This is a genomic window from Vibrio hepatarius (assembly GCF_001274785.1).
Taxonomy (GTDB): domain Bacteria; phylum Pseudomonadota; class Gammaproteobacteria; order Enterobacterales; family Vibrionaceae; genus Vibrio; species Vibrio hepatarius.
This window is the reverse complement of record NZ_LHPI01000020.1, coordinates 25,122-40,832: the sequence shown is the minus strand read 5'-3', so window position 1 is coordinate 40,832 and position 15,711 is coordinate 25,122. Positions and strand designations below refer to the sequence as shown.

The following is a 15,711-nucleotide window of genomic DNA, read 5'->3' as shown; positions in this document are numbered from 1 at the left end:
TAAAAGACAAGGAAAACGTTTATCTACCCCTTTAGGGTAGTTTGAAATTGTAATTGATTTACATCATGTATTAATTTTATTTCACAATTAACAATTGGCTCAGATAAATACCTAACCCTTAGGAAGTATTATGAGCAAGTTGAAGCTGGTCGTTGTTGGTAACGGGATGGTGGGTCACCGTTATATCGAAGACCTAGTAGAGAAGACGGACGCTTCTCGGTACGAGATTACCGTCTTCTGCGAAGAACCGCGCGTCGCCTATGACCGCGTCCACCTTTCATCTTATTTTTCTCATCACACCGCAGACGAACTCTCGTTAGTCAAAGAAGGTTTCTACGACAAGCACGGCATCAATGTCTTGATCGGCGAGCGCGCGATTAACATCAACCGCGAAAAACAGATCGTTCACTCGAGCAGCGGTCGAGAAGTTCACTACGACAAACTTATCCTCGCGACTGGCTCTTACCCATTTGTACCGCCGATTAAAGGCAATGAGAGCAAAGATTGCTTCGTCTACCGCACCATTGAAGACCTTAAATCGATCGAAGCGTGTGCTAAGAAGAGCCAAAGTGGCGTGGTTATCGGTGGTGGCTTACTGGGCTTAGAAGCAGCTGGTGCACTCAAAGCGCTGGGCGTTGAGACTCACGTGGTTGAGTTTGCGCCAAAATTGATGGCCGAACAGTTAGACCAAGCAGGTGGAGACCAATTACGCCAGAAGATCGAGCGTATGGGGGTTAAAGTCCACACCAGCAAAAACACTCTCGAAATCGTCGCAGAAGGTAAAACAGCACGTAACGTCATGCGCTTTGCGGATGGTAGTGAGTTAGAGACAGATTTTATTGTCTTTTCTGCGGGGATTCGTCCGCAAGATAAATTGGCTCGCCAGATGGGGTTGGGTATTGCACCTCGCGGTGGTATTGAAATCAACGACTTTTGCCAAACGACTGACAAGAACATTTACGCGATTGGTGAATGTGCTTCGTGGAACAAAATGTTCTACGGATTGGTCGCTCCGGGCTACAAAATGGCGACGGTAGCAGTTGATCATCTACTCGGCAATGACAGCAAGTTTGAAGGCGCTGATATGTCGGCCAAGCTCAAACTACTGGGCGTCAAAGTCGGGTCGATTGGTGATGCGAACGGTCGTACACCGGGTTGTAAGAGCTACGTTTATCAAAACGAAGAGCAAGAGGTCTATAAGCGTCTGATTGTTTCACAAGACAACAAGAAGCTGCTGGGTGCCGTGATGGTCGGCGATACGTCTGACTATGGCGACTTGCTGCAACTGATGCTGAATGAAATTGACCTGCCTGAGCATCCGGACAGTTTGATTCTTCCTGCACACGCCGGCGCAGAAAAACCGACCTTAGGCGCAGACGCGCTGCCTGATACTGCGGTGATTTGTTCTTGCTTCGACGTCACCAAAGGCAAGATCGCTCAAGCCGTCGCCGACGGACACCACACCATCGGTGATATCAAAGCCGTCACTGGCGCAGGTACCGGTTGCGGTGGTTGTATTCCATTGGTGACCTCCGTTCTCAACGCGGAACTTGCTAAAGCGGGTGTCGAAGTGAAAAACGATGTGTGTGAACACTTCGCATATTCGCGCCAAGAGCTATTCCACCTGATCCGCATCGAAGAAATCAAGACTTTTGAGGAACTGTTGGATAAGCATGGGCAAGGCTACGGGTGCGAAGTGTGTAAGCCGCTTGCAGGTTCAATTCTGGCGTCATGCTGGGGTGAACATATCCTCAAGCCAGAGTTAGTCAAGCTTCACGACACCAACGACAACTTCCTCGGCAATATGCAAAAAGACGGCACTTACTCAGTGATCCCGCGTATGGCTGGTGGCGAAGTAACACCGCAAGCGCTAAAGGTGCTGGCGGAAGTAGCCGCAGAGTACAACCTCTACACAAAAGTGACTGGTGCGCAGCGTATTGGTTTGTTCGGCGCGCAGAAAGATGACTTGCCGGAGATTTGGAAAAAGCTGATTGAAGCGGGTTACGAGACTGGTCAAGCCTATGCTAAAGCACTCCGCATGGCGAAAACTTGTGTCGGTTCAACATGGTGTCGCTACGGGGTTCAAGACTCGGTGGGTTTAGGCGTGATGATTGAGAACCGCTACAAAGGTATTCGTACCCCCCACAAGATGAAGTTTGGTGTGTCTGGCTGTACGCGTGAATGTGCGGAAGCGCAAGGCAAAGACCTTGGCATCATCGCCACTGACGCTGGTTGGAATATGTACGTGTGTGGCAACGGTGGCATGAAACCACGCCATGCCGATCTGCTCGCTAGCGATCTAGACCAAGAAACGCTGATCAAATACATCGACCGCTTCATGATGTTCTACATCCGTACTGCAGCTCCACTGCAACGCACTTCTGTGTGGATGGAAAACTTGGAAGGCGGCGTGGACTACTTGCGACAAGTGATTGTGGAAGACAAGTTAGGCATTAACGAGCAATTGGAAGCCGACGTGGCGAAATTGGTTGCAGAGTACCGCTGTGAATGGACGGACACCATCAACGACCAAGATCAGCTCAAGCGTTTTGCGCACTTCATCAACTCGGACCAACGCGATGACAATGTCGTTTTTGTTGCGGCACGTGAGCAGCATCGTCCGGCCACATTCACAGAAAAACACCCACAAGCGAAGGGCGACATCCTTCATGTAGATGCGGTATAGCGGGAGAACACACATGGCATTTCAAAAAGTCTGCAAGCTCGAAGACATCATTCCAGGAACCGGAGTTTGTGCGCTGGTTGACGGTCAGCAAGTAGCTGTTTTCCGTCCAACCGATACGGAAGAAGTGTATGCGATTAGCAATACCGACCCTTACTTCCAATCGAATGTGTTGTCGCGCGGCTTAATCTGCCAGCACCAAGGTGAGTTATGGGTAGCGAGCCCACTCAAAAAGCAGCGCTTTAACCTTGTCACTGGCGTATGTATGGAAGACGAGCAGTTTAACGTCAAAGCCTATAAAGCGCGTGTGGTGAAAGGGGCCGTGGAGGTCGCCGCTTAACCGCTGGAGTTTAAATAGCTTAAAGGCTTGCTGTTTACCACAGTAATAAGCAGCGAGCCTTTCACTATTCAATCTTCACTTTTTAATTTCACTTTTTGGTAGGGATAAGCATATGTCGGATTTAAAACCCGCAGAATTTGTACAAACAATGATTGATATTGGTGAGGCGAAAGTAAAAACCAGCACTCGCGATCTGATCTTACGTGGCACTATGGCGGGGATCATTCTTTCGCTAGCGGTGGTGGTGGCGATCACCGCGATCACGCAAACCGGGATTGGTCTGGTGGGCGCGTTAGTGTTCCCGGTTGGCTTCTGTATCCTTAGCTTAATGGGTTACGACTTGGTCACTGGGGTATTTGGTCTAGCGCCACTGGCAAAATTTGAAAATCGTCCAGGCATCACTTGGGGACGTATTTTGCGCTGTTGGGGATTGGTTGGGTTAGGTAACCTGATTGGTTCATTGATTGTTGCGGCGCTGATTGCAGTCTCACTTACCATGAACTTCAGCGTTGAACCAAACGCAGTTGGCCAAACGTTTATTAAAGTCTCGACTGCTCGTACGGTTGGATTTGAAAACCTTGGCTTTGACGGTTGGATTACCTGTTTTGTCCGTGCGATCTTTTGTAACTTGATGGTCTGCCTTGGTGTGATCGGCAATATGACGGCGCGCACTGTCGTGGGCAAAGTGGCGGCAATGTGGCTACCAATCTTTATCTTCTTTGCTTTGGTATTCGAGCACACGGTGGTGAACATGTTCTTGTTCCCGTTGGGCATGATGTTAGGCGCGGATTTCGGTATTGCGACTTGGCTGAACTTCAACTTGATCCCGACTATTTTGGGCAACATCGTTGGCGGCCTGATCTTCACTTGTATTCCGCTTTACTTGACTCACGCCAAGACAGCACCTGCATTGAGCAACCGCTCTGCGACTGCAGCACAACCACAACTGAGCAAATAACACCATCCAACACGACAATCCTCGTTCAAGCCACACTGGTGGCTTGAACAACGACTTCTTTACCTACAGGCGTTGACATTATGACTGCACATTCATCTCCTTCTACTTCGCGCGGATTTGTCTCTTTGGTTGGTGCTGGACCGGGCGATCCGGATCTGTTGACCGTAAAAGGCTATCGAGTGATCCAGCAAGCGGATGTGGTGGTGTACGATCGTTTGGTCTCTCCAGAGATCTTGTCTTTGGCATCAACTAAGGCGGAGATGATCTACGTGGGTAAAAAGCTCGATTATCACTGTGTTCCGCAAGAGCAAATTAATCAAATTCTGGTGGATAAGGCGCTAGCAGGGAACAAAGTCGTGCGTCTAAAGGGCGGTGACTCGTTTATCTTCGGTCGAGGTGGGGAAGAGCTAGAAGAGCTAGCCGAACACGATATCGACTTTGAGGTAGTGCCAGGTATTACCGCCGCAGCGGGGGCGACCGCATATGCGGGTATTCCACTGACTCACCGTGATCACGCACAGAGCGTACAGTTTATTACTGGTCATATTCAAAAAGACGGCCGAGAGATTGAGTGGCATTCGCTAGCGCAGTCGAACAATACCTTAGTGTTCTACATGGGGCTGAAGCAAAGTGGTTACATCGAGCAGCAGCTGATGAGCAATGGTATTGATCAACAGATGCCGTGTGCGATTATCGAAAACGGTACCCGTCGTGAACAGCGTGTATTAACAGGTAAATTGAGTGAGCTTTCGGAGTTGGCTACACAAGCTGTCAGCCCTGCGTTAATTGTGGTTGGCAGTGTGACATCACTGCATCACAAACTTAAGTGGTTCTAGCTTTCTGACATGTGTCCCCAATGCAAACTGGCGCTCACGGGCGGTTTTGGTTTCTGCGCCGACTAAAGCACGGTTTGCATTCTATTCTTTCGCCCATTGCTGATGATTTTCAGCACATCTCGCCTGCTACCAGCTTAATCAATTTGCGTAATTTGCTTGGCTCCACGGCAGGCTAAAACGCTTATATTTTGATTTGACGCGATATTTACTCTTAGTGCGGTATTTTCTACAAGAAAACTAGTCGTAGCTGATTGCTTGATCTACAATACGGCAAAATTCTAACTCGACTATTTTCAGGAAGAGCTGCATGTACATGAGCACTGATGAGGTTCGTAACGCGTTCCTCAAGTTCTTTGAAAGCAAAGGACACCAAATCGTAGAAAGTTCATCGTTAGTACCGCATAACGACCCAACCCTGCTATTCACCAACGCAGGTATGAACCAATTTAAAGATTGTTTCTTAGGTTTAGAAAAACGCGCCTACACTCGAGCAACTACGGCCCAACGCTGTGTACGTGCTGGTGGTAAACACAACGACTTAGAAAACGTTGGCTTTACTGCTCGCCACCATACTTTCTTTGAAATGCTGGGTAACTTCAGCTTTGGTGACTACTTCAAAGAAGACGCGATTGCGTTTGCTTGGGAGTTTTTGACCGAAGTTCTGCAACTACCAGCGGACCGTCTACTTGTGACGGTATACGAGACAGACGACGAAGCGTTTGATATCTGGAACAAGAAAATCGGTGTACCTGCGGACCGTATCGTTCGCATTGGTGACAAAGAAGGCGGTAAACCTTACGAGTCAGATAACTTCTGGCAGATGGGTGACACTGGTCCTTGTGGTCCATGTACTGAAATCTTCTACGACCACGGTGAACACATTTGGGGCGGCCGCCCTGGTACACCTGAAGAAGACGGTGACCGTTTCATCGAAATCTGGAACAACGTATTCATGCAGTTCAACCGTCACGCAGACGGCACCATGGAACCACTGCCAAAACCATCGGTAGATACAGGCATGGGTATTGAGCGTATTTCTGCGATCATGCAGGGCGTACACTCAAACTACGAAATCGACGTATTCCAAAAGCTAATCAAGGCAGCGGCTGACGTTATTGGCTACGAAGACCTATCTAACCAATCTCTACGTGTAATCGCTGACCACATTCGTTCATGTGCGTTCCTAATCGTTGACGGCGTAATGCCATCAAATGAAGGTCGTGGTTATGTTCTACGTCGTATTATTCGCCGCGCAGTTCGTCACGGTAACAAGCTAGGTGCACAAGGCGCATTCTTCCATAAGCTGGTTGGCGTATTGGCTGAGGTTATGGGTACCGCTGGTGAAGAACTGAAGAAACAACAAGCGGTGGTTGAAAAAGTTCTACGTATTGAAGAAGAAAACTTTGGTCGCACTCTAGAGCGCGGTATGGCGATTCTGAACGAAGCGCTAGACAGCCTAGAAGGCAAAGAGCTAGACGGCGAAACCGTGTTTAAACTTTACGACACGTACGGTTTCCCTGCAGACCTGACCAACGATGTCGCTCGTGAACGTGAATTTACTATTGACGAAGCTGGCTTCGAAAGAGCAATGGAACAGCAGCGTCAGCGCGCTCGTGAAGCAGGCCAATTTGGCACTGACTACAACGCAGCGATCAAAACAGACGCACAGAGTGAATTCTGCGGCTATGCAGCAACTGCAGGCAACAGTGCAGTAGCAGCAATGTTTGTCGAAGGCGAAGAAGTGGAATCTCTGTCTGCGGGTGACAAAGCGATTGTTATTCTTGGCGAAACGCCATTCTACGCGGAGTCAGGTGGTCAGTGTGGTGATACCGGCGTACTGAAAACGCAGTCAGGCCTATTCAAAGTAGAAGATACGCAAAAGCTGGGTAACGCGATCGCGCACCACGGTGTTCTAGCGGAAGGCGTATTAGCTAAAGGCGATGATGTTGAAGCACTAGTTGATGCTCAGCGTCGTGCGGCAATCTCTCTAAACCACTCTGCAACTCACCTGCTTCACGCGGCACTGCGTCAAGTTTTGGGTGAGCACGTCACGCAGAAAGGCTCGCTAGTGAAGCCTGAAAACCTACGTTTCGACTTCTCACACCTAGAAGCGGTAACGGCAGAAGAGCTGAAAGAAGTTGAGCGTCTAGTGAATGCTCAAGTTCGTCGCAACCACGTGATTGAAACCAATATCATGGATATCGAGTCGGCGAAACAAAAAGGCGCGATGGCTCTATTCGGTGAGAAGTACGACGACGAAGTTCGCGTACTATCAATGGGCGATTTCTCTACCGAGCTTTGTGGTGGTATCCACGCCTCAAACACGGGTGATATCGGTCTATTCAAGATCACTTCTGAAGGTGGTATCGCGGCTGGTATCCGTCGTATCGAAGCGGTGACGGGCGAAGCGGCACTGGATGCTATTGAAGCGCAACAAGCTAAATTCGAAGAGAAACTGGCGGAATCAGCGCAGAAAGCGAAATCACTTGAGAAAGAAGTGCAGAAGCTGAAAGACAAGATCGCAGCCGCTGAAAGTGCAAACATCATGGGTAAAGCGCAAGAAATCAACGGCGTAAAAGTGTTGGTTGCGGCTCTTGATGGCGCGGACAGCAAGAACCTACGTACTATGGTTGATGACATCAAGAACCAAATGGGTAGTGGTGTTGTACTGCTTGCCAACGTTACTGGTGAGAAAGTTGGCCTGATCGCGGGTGTAACGAAAGATCTGACTGGCAAAGTAAAAGCAGGTGACCTCGTGAAGATGGTTGCTGAGCAAGTAGGTGGCAAGGGCGGCGGTCGTCCAGACATGGCACAAGCAGGTGGTACCGACGTTGGAGCGCTTCCAGAAGCAATCCAGTCAGTACAACCATGGCTAGAAGAACGCCTATAACACTGACTATATAAAATCATACGCTCAATCAATTTTTTGATTGGGCGTAATTTTTTTCTATTGACCAAGTGGTTTAATTGCTGATGTTTTAATCAGAGCAGTTAAGCCACTTGGTTTTTGTTATAACTACCGCAAACATTATTCAATCGATTGAATGCGGTCCGAATGAGACTTTGGTCTTGGGAAGGTGAAGACTGGTGAAAAAGCCCCTTATCGTGCAAAAGTTTGGCGGAACCTCTGTGGGTTCAGTAGAAAGAATCCACAAAGTAGCCGAACACATCATTAAGGCGAAGAATGATGGCAATCAGGTTGTCGTAGTTGTTTCTGCAATGTCTGGCGAAACAAACCGATTAATGGAGTTGGCAAAGCAAGTAGACAGTGTGCCAACTGCGCGAGAACTTGATGTTTTGCTCTCTGCTGGTGAACAAGTATCGATGGCACTGCTGGCAATGACCCTCAACAAACTGGGTTATGCTGCACGTTCACTTACCGGAGCACAAGCGAACATTGTGACAGACAATCAACACAATGACGCAACGATTAAAGATATTGATACATCAACGATTGAAGAGCTGTTAGCACAAGACCAAGTGGTGATTGTCGCTGGCTTTCAAGGTATCAATGAAAATGGGGATATCACTACGCTAGGACGAGGTGGATCGGATACCAGTGCAGTAACGTTGGCAGGCGCATTAAAAGCGGATGAATGCCAAATTTTCACTGACGTTGACGGCATCTACACATGTGACCCGCGAGTTGTTCCAACAGCAAAGAAACTTGAAGTGATTGATTTCCCTTCAATGGAAGAAATGGCACGCAAAGGGGCAAAAGTCCTGCACTTGCCGTCAGTCCAATACGCATGGCGCCACAACGTACCACTGCGTGTACTCTCAACGTTTGATGACAATAATGGCAGCCTAGTCAAAGGTGATGAATGCCAGAATGCCGTATGCGGTGTGGCAATTCAGCGCGATATGTGTTTGATTAAAGTTGAAAAAGAGTCTCTCTGTGGATTAGAAAAACAGTGCCAAATGCTTGGTATCACTATCTGGAATGTGATCGAGCAGACAGAATGGGTAGGTGTCGTAATAAAACACGACGCTTATGCCAAGTTGGAACTGGTGTTTGGTGAAAAAATCCGCAATAGTGAAATGGTCAGCCTACTGACGACAGTTGGTCTATTGGTCGAAGGATTGATTCAAGAATCTTATAGTTTGCTATCGGAGCAAGATATCGAGGTTCAGCATTTTGCGGTGAATCCACAGTCGCTCATGCTCGTGTTGCCACCTGATAGTGTCGACAAAGCGGCTAACATACTGCATGATGCGTACATCACTTCTGCACAGGCACACGATTGCCAACAAAAACACGCCTTTTTAGGCTAGTTTGGCTCAAGAATAGAGTTTACGAAAATATAACTTTTGTTGGATAATAACCTAGTAGCAAGATAAATCAGAGATTACTCAAGGAGCACAGAATGCTAATTTTAACTCGCCGCGTTGGCGAAACTCTTATGATCGGTGACGAAGTAACAGTAACAGTACTAGGTGTTAAAGGTAACCAAGTACGTATCGGTGTTAACGCTCCGAAAGAAGTTTCTGTACACCGTGAAGAAATCTACATGCGCATTCAGGCAGAAAAAGGTAATGGTAACGTTGCATCTGGCAACTACTAATTACAGAGAGAGGCTGACAGTTTTTGTCAGCCTTTTTGCTATCTAAAGGCCTATATTTTTTACGAAAAGAGCGAATTAGCACCGCTTTGATTAAATAGCCAACGGTTGGAAGACTTTTTGCTATTTTTGCCAAGAAAATGTTTGACATATTTTCGGTAAATCGTAATATGTGCCTCCGCAAGACGGTGAGGTGGCCGAGAGGCTGAAGGCGCTCCCCTGCTAAGGGAGTATACGGTTTGTAGCCGTATCGAGGGTTCGAATCCCTCCCTCACCGCCATTCTTGCAACGCTCTTCGGAGCATCGCTTAAAACAACTTTCCTCGTGAAAGAATAGGCATTACGCGTCCTTAGCTCAGCTGGATAGAGTACCTGGCTACGAACCAGGCGGTCGGAGGTTCGAATCCTCCAGGACGCGCCATAATTTCCTTACCAGGGAATAAAACGGTGAGGTGGCCGAGAGGCTGAAGGCGCTCCCCTGCTAAGGGAGTATACGGTTTGTAGCCGTATCGAGGGTTCGAATCCCTCCCTCACCGCCATTAATTGGCCTTTGGTCAATTTTTTTGTTTTAAGCGAAAACTTTTGTGATATACTTCACAACCTTGCGCGCTCGTAGCTCAGCTGGATAGAGTACCTGGCTACGAACCAGGCGGTCGGAGGTTCGAATCCTCCCGAGCGCGCCATTATTTAGTTTAATGAGTTGAATAACTGATTGAACACCCCGTGCGTCCTTAGCTCAGCTGGATAGAGTACCTGGCTACGAACCAGGCGGTCGGAGGTTCGAATCCTCCAGGACGCGCCACTCTTTAGGTCATTGACCTGATATCGATAATGTCGATGTCGAACATTGCGCGCTCGTAGCTCAGCTGGATAGAGTACCTGGCTACGAACCAGGCGGTCGGAGGTTCGAATCCTCCCGAGCGCGCCATAATTTAGTTTGATGAGTTGAATAACTGATTGAACACCCCGTGCGTCCTTAGCTCAGCTGGATAGAGTACCTGGCTACGAACCAGGCGGTCGGAGGTTCGAATCCTCCAGGACGCGCCACTCTTTAGGTCACAGACCTGATATCGATAATGTCGGTGTCGAACATTGCGCGCTCGTAGCTCAGCTGGATAGAGTACCTGGCTACGAACCAGGCGGTCGGAGGTTCGAATCCTCCCGAGCGCGCCATTCTTCAAGAAGCCCTGCTAGAAATAGTAGGGCTTTTTTATTAACACTTCTTTATCATTTTTGTAACCTCTCAATTACAAGGTGATGTTTTTTAAAGATAATTTTAGGAAATATTACCCATATCGCATTATTGACACTAACTTTCGAATAGTGTCGAAAAAGCACTAGTTATTTATCCTTATTTATTGCGACATGGCAGATTTATGTTATTTGTATGACGTATTCATCCCTAGAAATGTGCAATATCGTCAAGACTGCTTTAAACAAAATTGACAAAGTTTAACCAATCGAGATAATCCTAGACCTCTTGTCGGGATCACAAATGTTCTTCCTGATGCAAGAAAACCAGCATATAACTGGTGTAAGTGAAGCACTTTGGATACAAATATAGTGCAATTGGTTGCTTACCTAAGTTGTCAGGATGACAAAGAAAGGATGCTAAAATGGAAAATGTTGGAAGCCTGCTAGTAGATGCAGCGACGCTAATGCTTACGGGCATGGCCGTTGTATTTATATTCCTAACTATTCTCGTCTATCTCGTTCGGCTGATGTCAAAATTGGTGCCCGAAGAAGTACCAGAGCCGATCGCTACCCCAAAGCAAAATAATAAAGTTCAACCAAACTCTTCTGCTGTTAGCCCGAAGGTAGTCGCGGCAATTTCCGCTGCGGTACACCAATATCGTACCTCTACCGCTAAATAGCATTTGAAAATGGATTAAAAGGAGTTAATGAGCATGTCTAAACCACTAGCTTTAACCGATGTGGTTCTTCGTGACGCCCATCAATCGTTGTTCGCAACCCGTATGCGTCTTGAAGATATGTTACCTATCGCAGCTGAGCTCGATAAAGTAGGATACTGGTCACTAGAAACTTGGGGCGGCGCGACGTTTGACGCGTGTATTCGTTTCTTAGGCGAAGACCCATGGGAGCGTCTGCGTGAGCTTAAGAAAGCAATGCCGAACACCCCAATGCAAATGCTACTGCGCGGTCAGAATCTTTTAGGTTACCGTCATTATGCTGATGACGTAGTAGAGAAGTTTGTTGAGCGTGCACACGCGAACGGTATGGACGTGTTCCGTATCTTTGACGCAATGAACGACGTGCGTAACTTTGAAAAAGCAGTCAAAGCCGCGGTAGATGTTGGCGCACATGCGCAAGGCACGCTGTCTTACACAACCAGTCCAGTGCACAATACTGAGACTTGGGTTGATCTAGCAAAACGTCTAGAAGACCTAGGTTGTCACTCTTTATGTATTAAAGATATGTCTGGTCTGCTTAAACCGTATGAAGCGGAAGAGCTGATCACGCGTATCAAGTCGTCTACCGATATCCCTCTTGCGCTTCACTGCCACGCTACAACCGGTCTATCGACTGCGACAGCGGTCAAAGCTGTTGAAGCGGGTGTTGATATTCTTGATACCGCGATTTCTTCAATGAGCTGTACTTACGGCCATACCCCAACGGAAACCGTGGTCGCGATGCTACAAGGCACTGAACGCGATACCAACCTTAACTTAGACCAGCTTGAGCCGATTGCGGCTTACTTCCGCGAAGTACGTAAAAAGTACGCGAAGTTTGAAGGTCAGTTAAAAGGTGTCGATTCACGAATTCTAATCGCGCAAGTACCGGGCGGTATGCTAACTAACATGGAAAGCCAGCTTAAAGAGCAAGGTGCGGCGGATCGTATCGACGAAGTGTTGGAAGAAATCCCACGTGTTCGTAAAGATTTAGGCTTTATCCCTCTCGTGACTCCAACGTCGCAGATTGTGGGTACTCAGGCGGTGATCAACGTATTGACGGGTGAACGCTACAAGAGCATCACCAAAGAAACTGCTGGTGTGTTAAAAGGCGAGTACGGTGCAGCGCCAGCAGAACTCAATGCTGAGTTGCAAGCGAAAGTACTGGATGGCGGTGAGCCAATTACGTGTCGTCCTGCAGATCTGCTGACTTCTGAGCTAAACACGCTGACTGAAGAGCTTCTGTCGAAAGCGAAAGACGAAGGCATTTCGTTGGCAGAAGATACGGTGGATGACGTGCTGACTTACGCACTGTTCCCACAAGTTGGTCTTAAGTTCCTGAAAAACCGTCGTAACCCTGACGCGTTCGAACCTGCACCAAGTAAAGAGGAAGCGGCACCAGCTGCTGTAGCTCAGCCTGCGCAAGGTGGTATTGAAACGTATAGCGTTAAAGTCGACGGCCAAGTCTACGATGTGGAAGTCGGCCCTCAAGGTCAATTGACCTCGGTTGCTCCAGCGAAATCAAGCCAACCACAAGCGGCGGCAGCACCTGCGGGTGACTCTGAAACCGTTCCGGCACCACTTGCTGGCAACATCTTCAAAGTGAACGTGCAAAGCGGTGTTCAAGTGGAAGAAGGCGATGTGCTTCTGATCCTTGAAGCGATGAAGATGGAAACGGAAGTACGTGCCGCACGTGGTGGTATTGTTCAGGATCTTCACGTTAAAGAAGGCGATGCCGTGACTGTAGGCGCTCCACTATTGAGTCTTGCGTAAGGGAGTATCATGGAAGGATTAATGACCCTTTGGTCAGAAACAGGGATCGCTAACTTCGAGTTTGGCCAAATCTGTATGATTTTGGTCGGCTGTCTACTGCTGTTTTTGGCCATTCGTAAGGGCTTTGAGCCCTTGCTGCTGTTGCCAATCGGTTTTGGTGCCATCCTAGCGAACATCCCAAATGCGGGGTTTACCGAGCCTGGTGGTCTGCTTTACTACGTTTATTACGTAGGGATTGAGTCTGGTATTTTCCCGCTGCTTATTTTCATGGGCGTCGGGGCGATGACGGACTTCGGTGCGCTGATTGCTAACCCAAAAACATTGTGGCTAGGCGCTGCGGCACAGTTTGGTATTTTCGCCACTCTATTCGGTGCGATCTTACTAAACTATGTACCGGGCATGGAGTTCTCCATGGCGGACGCGGCGTCGATTGCGATCATCGGTGGTGCAGATGGCCCGACGGCGATCTTCCTTGCCAGCCAATTGTCTCCAGACTTGTTAGGTGCTATCGCGGTTGCGGCATACAGCTACATGGCCTTGGTTCCGATCATCCAACCGCCAATTATGAAAGCGCTGACCTCTCCGGAAGAACGTAAAATCCAGATGGCTCAATTGCGTCACGTAGGCAAAGCGGAGAAAATTCTGTTCCCGTTAGCGGTATTGTTAATGACGATACTCTTCCTGCCTGCAGCAACACCGCTCGTTGGTATGTTCTGTCTCGGTAACTTGATGCGTGAAGCTGGTGTGGTCGATCGTCTGTCGAAAACGGCTCAAAACGAGCTGATCAATATCGTCACCATCTTCTTGGGTCTAGGTGTTGGTTCAAAGCTACAAGCCGATGAGTTCTTGAACATTGAAACGCTGGGTATCTTGGCTCTGGGCGCAGTCGCATTCAGTATCGGTACCGCCGGTGGTGTGTTGATGGCGAAGCTATTGAACAAGTTCTCAAAAGAAGACATCAACCCATTGATCGGTGCAGCAGGGGTCTCTGCGGTTCCTATGGCTGCGCGAGTGGTGAACAAAGTGGGCTTAGACGCTAACCCACAAAACTTCCTACTGATGCACGCAATGGGACCGAACGTTGCCGGGGTACTTGGCTCTGCGGTTGCAGCGGGTATTTTGCTAGCACTGGTAAATTAATGGTCAATTTGAGAGTAAGTTGTTAACTTGACCAAAAGAATTGGTATATATTCAAAGGGATGCTATCGCATCCCTTTTTTTATCGATCGGGAAACGTTGAAATGGAAAACAAACAAATCGTTATTACACAGTTTGGTGAACCGGAAGTATTAGCCATTCAATCCGCAGAAGTTCCTACTCCGCAGCCTGGAGAGGTGTTGGTTAAAGTGGCCTTTGCGGGTGTTAACCCTATCGATGTAAAAACGCGTGCAGGCCTCGGCTGGGCAGCCTCGCAAAACAAAGACAAATTACCGTGGGTACCGGGTTACGATATTTCTGGACAGGTTGTCGCGTGCGGTGAGGGCTGCGAACGGTTTAATGCCGGGCAGAATGTCGCGGGCTTTATCGGCTTTCCACTGCAAGGTGGCGGCTATAGCCAGTATGTGTGTGTGCCTGAAAGTGAGCTGAGCTTAGTACCAGATTCCATTACTTTAGAAGCGGCGGCGGCGCTTCCACTTGCCGGACAAACCGCAGTGCAAGCGTTAGACAAAGGAGGCGTAAAGGAAGGTCAGCGCGTCCTGATTTTAGCGGGTGCTGGCGGCGTAGGGCATATCGCGGTGCAAGTGGCAGTGGCGGCCAAAGCCGAAGTGTTTACTACTTGCAGTGACGTTAACCTAGATTACATGGCGACGTTGGGCGCGCACGCAATTAATTATAAATTCTCACCCGTGTCTGAACGTGTGACTGACGCAGACGTGCTGATTGATTTGGTCGGCGGGGACGCCGCTTTAGACGCGCTCAAGTGCCTAAAAGATGGTGCGACCGTAGTTACCATTCCAACTCTGAGTGCAGAGCTTATCTGTGAGAAAGCAAAACTGCTTGGCTTTGAAGCTACGGGTATGTTGGTTGACCCGAATCCGCAACAGCTCGATACCCTGATCTATATGGTGAGCGTTGGTTTGCTGAAGACTGAGATTTTCAAAGTCTACCCAATGGATAAAGCAGTTGAAGCGCACCATCAGATTGAAACTGGCCACACGCGAGGCAAAGTGTTGCTTGATATGCAATGCTAGAGGCGTTTAATTCCGCATTTCAGTCGATAGCGCTGTGGTTTTCTGATTCCGCCTTGTGGGTATTGTCACTCACGGGCTTTTTGAGTGCCACCTTACTTCCTGGTGGTTCTGAAGCTGGCTTGGTGGCGACGCTGAGCCTCAATCAATACTCGGTTTTTACCGTTATTCTTGTTGCCACTTTGGGGAACACCCTAGGTGGTTTGACCAACTACTGGCTTGGCTGGTGGTTACCCAATCGAACTCATAACGAAAATCAAGGTCATAGAGCTAAGCAGTGGCTTAGTAAATATGGCTACTGGTCTCTTTTTTTCAGTTGGTTGCCTATTATCGGTGACCCTTTATGTTTGGCCGCAGGTTGGCTTCGTATGCGATTCTGGCCGTGTTTATGGCTTATCCTTGTGGGGAAAGCCTTCCGATACAGCTTACTTGCTGCCATATATTTTGGTTTTTTCTAAGGA

Annotated in this window: 12 protein-coding genes and 8 tRNA genes; all 20 read left to right on the top strand. The window is 48.4% G+C overall.

The genetic code is table 11. The features are described from left to right. Positions 1-130: 130 nt before the first annotated feature. Complete coding sequence (gene nirB / locus AKJ31_RS18550) at positions 131-2,686, top strand: nitrite reductase large subunit NirB (protein ID WP_053410561.1); 2,556 nt, start codon at positions 131-133, stop codon at positions 2,684-2,686. 13 nt (positions 2,687-2,699) lie between these two features. Next, entirely contained in the window at positions 2,700-3,023 is a 324-nt protein-coding gene (gene nirD / locus AKJ31_RS18545) for a nitrite reductase small subunit NirD (protein WP_053410560.1), read from the top strand. Between the two features lie 112 nt (positions 3,024-3,135). After that, on the top strand, positions 3,136-3,981 hold the full coding sequence (locus AKJ31_RS18540; RefSeq protein WP_053410559.1) for a formate/nitrite transporter family protein: 846 nt from the start codon (positions 3,136-3,138) through the stop codon (positions 3,979-3,981). A gap of 80 nt (positions 3,982-4,061) precedes the next feature. After that, on the top strand, positions 4,062-4,817 hold the full coding sequence (gene cobA, locus AKJ31_RS18535; RefSeq protein ID WP_053410558.1) for a uroporphyrinogen-III C-methyltransferase: 756 nt from the start codon (positions 4,062-4,064) through the stop codon (positions 4,815-4,817). Positions 4,818-5,124: 307 nt separating this feature from the next. Beyond that, positions 5,125-7,707 carry an alanine--tRNA ligase gene (gene alaS / locus AKJ31_RS18530; protein WP_053410557.1) on the top strand — a complete coding sequence of 861 codons (2,583 nt, stop codon included), beginning with the start codon at positions 5,125-5,127 and terminating at the stop codon, positions 7,705-7,707. Between the two features lie 197 nt (positions 7,708-7,904). Beyond that, complete coding sequence (locus AKJ31_RS18525) at positions 7,905-9,092, top strand: aspartate kinase (RefSeq protein ID WP_053410556.1); 1,188 nt, start codon at positions 7,905-7,907, stop codon at positions 9,090-9,092. Positions 9,093-9,184: 92 nt separating this feature from the next. Then, positions 9,185-9,382, top strand: a complete 198-nt coding sequence (csrA, locus tag AKJ31_RS18520; RefSeq protein ID WP_004415691.1) for a carbon storage regulator CsrA — start codon at positions 9,185-9,187, stop codon at positions 9,380-9,382. Between the two features lie 184 nt (positions 9,383-9,566). Next, positions 9,567-9,659: transfer RNA gene (locus AKJ31_RS18515), tRNA-Ser, on the top strand. 63 nt (positions 9,660-9,722) lie between these two features. Then, positions 9,723-9,799, top strand: a tRNA-Arg gene (locus AKJ31_RS18510). 25 nt (positions 9,800-9,824) lie between these two features. Then, positions 9,825-9,917: transfer RNA gene (locus tag AKJ31_RS18505), tRNA-Ser, on the top strand. A gap of 67 nt (positions 9,918-9,984) precedes the next feature. Further along, a tRNA-Arg gene (locus AKJ31_RS18500) sits at positions 9,985-10,061 on the top strand. Between the two features lie 42 nt (positions 10,062-10,103). Continuing rightward, positions 10,104-10,180: transfer RNA gene (locus AKJ31_RS18495), tRNA-Arg, on the top strand. A gap of 49 nt (positions 10,181-10,229) precedes the next feature. Continuing rightward, positions 10,230-10,306, top strand: a tRNA-Arg gene (locus tag AKJ31_RS18490). A 42-nt stretch (positions 10,307-10,348) separates the two neighbouring features. Continuing rightward, positions 10,349-10,425 (top strand) — tRNA-Arg (locus tag AKJ31_RS18485). Positions 10,426-10,474: 49 nt separating this feature from the next. After that, positions 10,475-10,551 (top strand) — tRNA-Arg (locus AKJ31_RS18480). Positions 10,552-10,994: 443 nt separating this feature from the next. After that, positions 10,995-11,252, top strand: coding sequence for an oxaloacetate decarboxylase subunit gamma (locus AKJ31_RS18475; RefSeq protein WP_053410555.1), 258 nt, complete (start codon positions 10,995-10,997; stop codon positions 11,250-11,252). Between the two features lie 33 nt (positions 11,253-11,285). Beyond that, positions 11,286-13,061: a sodium-extruding oxaloacetate decarboxylase subunit alpha gene (gene oadA / locus AKJ31_RS18470; RefSeq protein ID WP_053410554.1), complete on the top strand. Its 1,776-nt coding sequence runs from the start codon at positions 11,286-11,288 to the stop codon at positions 13,059-13,061. 9 nt (positions 13,062-13,070) lie between these two features. Further along, on the top strand, positions 13,071-14,201 hold the full coding sequence (locus AKJ31_RS18465; protein ID WP_053410553.1) for a sodium ion-translocating decarboxylase subunit beta: 1,131 nt from the start codon (positions 13,071-13,073) through the stop codon (positions 14,199-14,201). A gap of 101 nt (positions 14,202-14,302) precedes the next feature. Continuing rightward, entirely contained in the window at positions 14,303-15,253 is a 951-nt protein-coding gene (locus AKJ31_RS18460; RefSeq protein WP_053410552.1) for an NADP-dependent oxidoreductase, read from the top strand. After that, positions 15,247-15,708 (top strand): YqaA family protein, encoded by a 462-nt coding sequence (locus tag AKJ31_RS18455; protein WP_053410551.1) that lies wholly within the window; start codon positions 15,247-15,249, stop codon positions 15,706-15,708. Before AKJ31_RS18460 ends, AKJ31_RS18455 begins: the two co-directional genes overlap by 7 nt. Positions 15,709-15,711 lie beyond the last annotated feature (3 nt).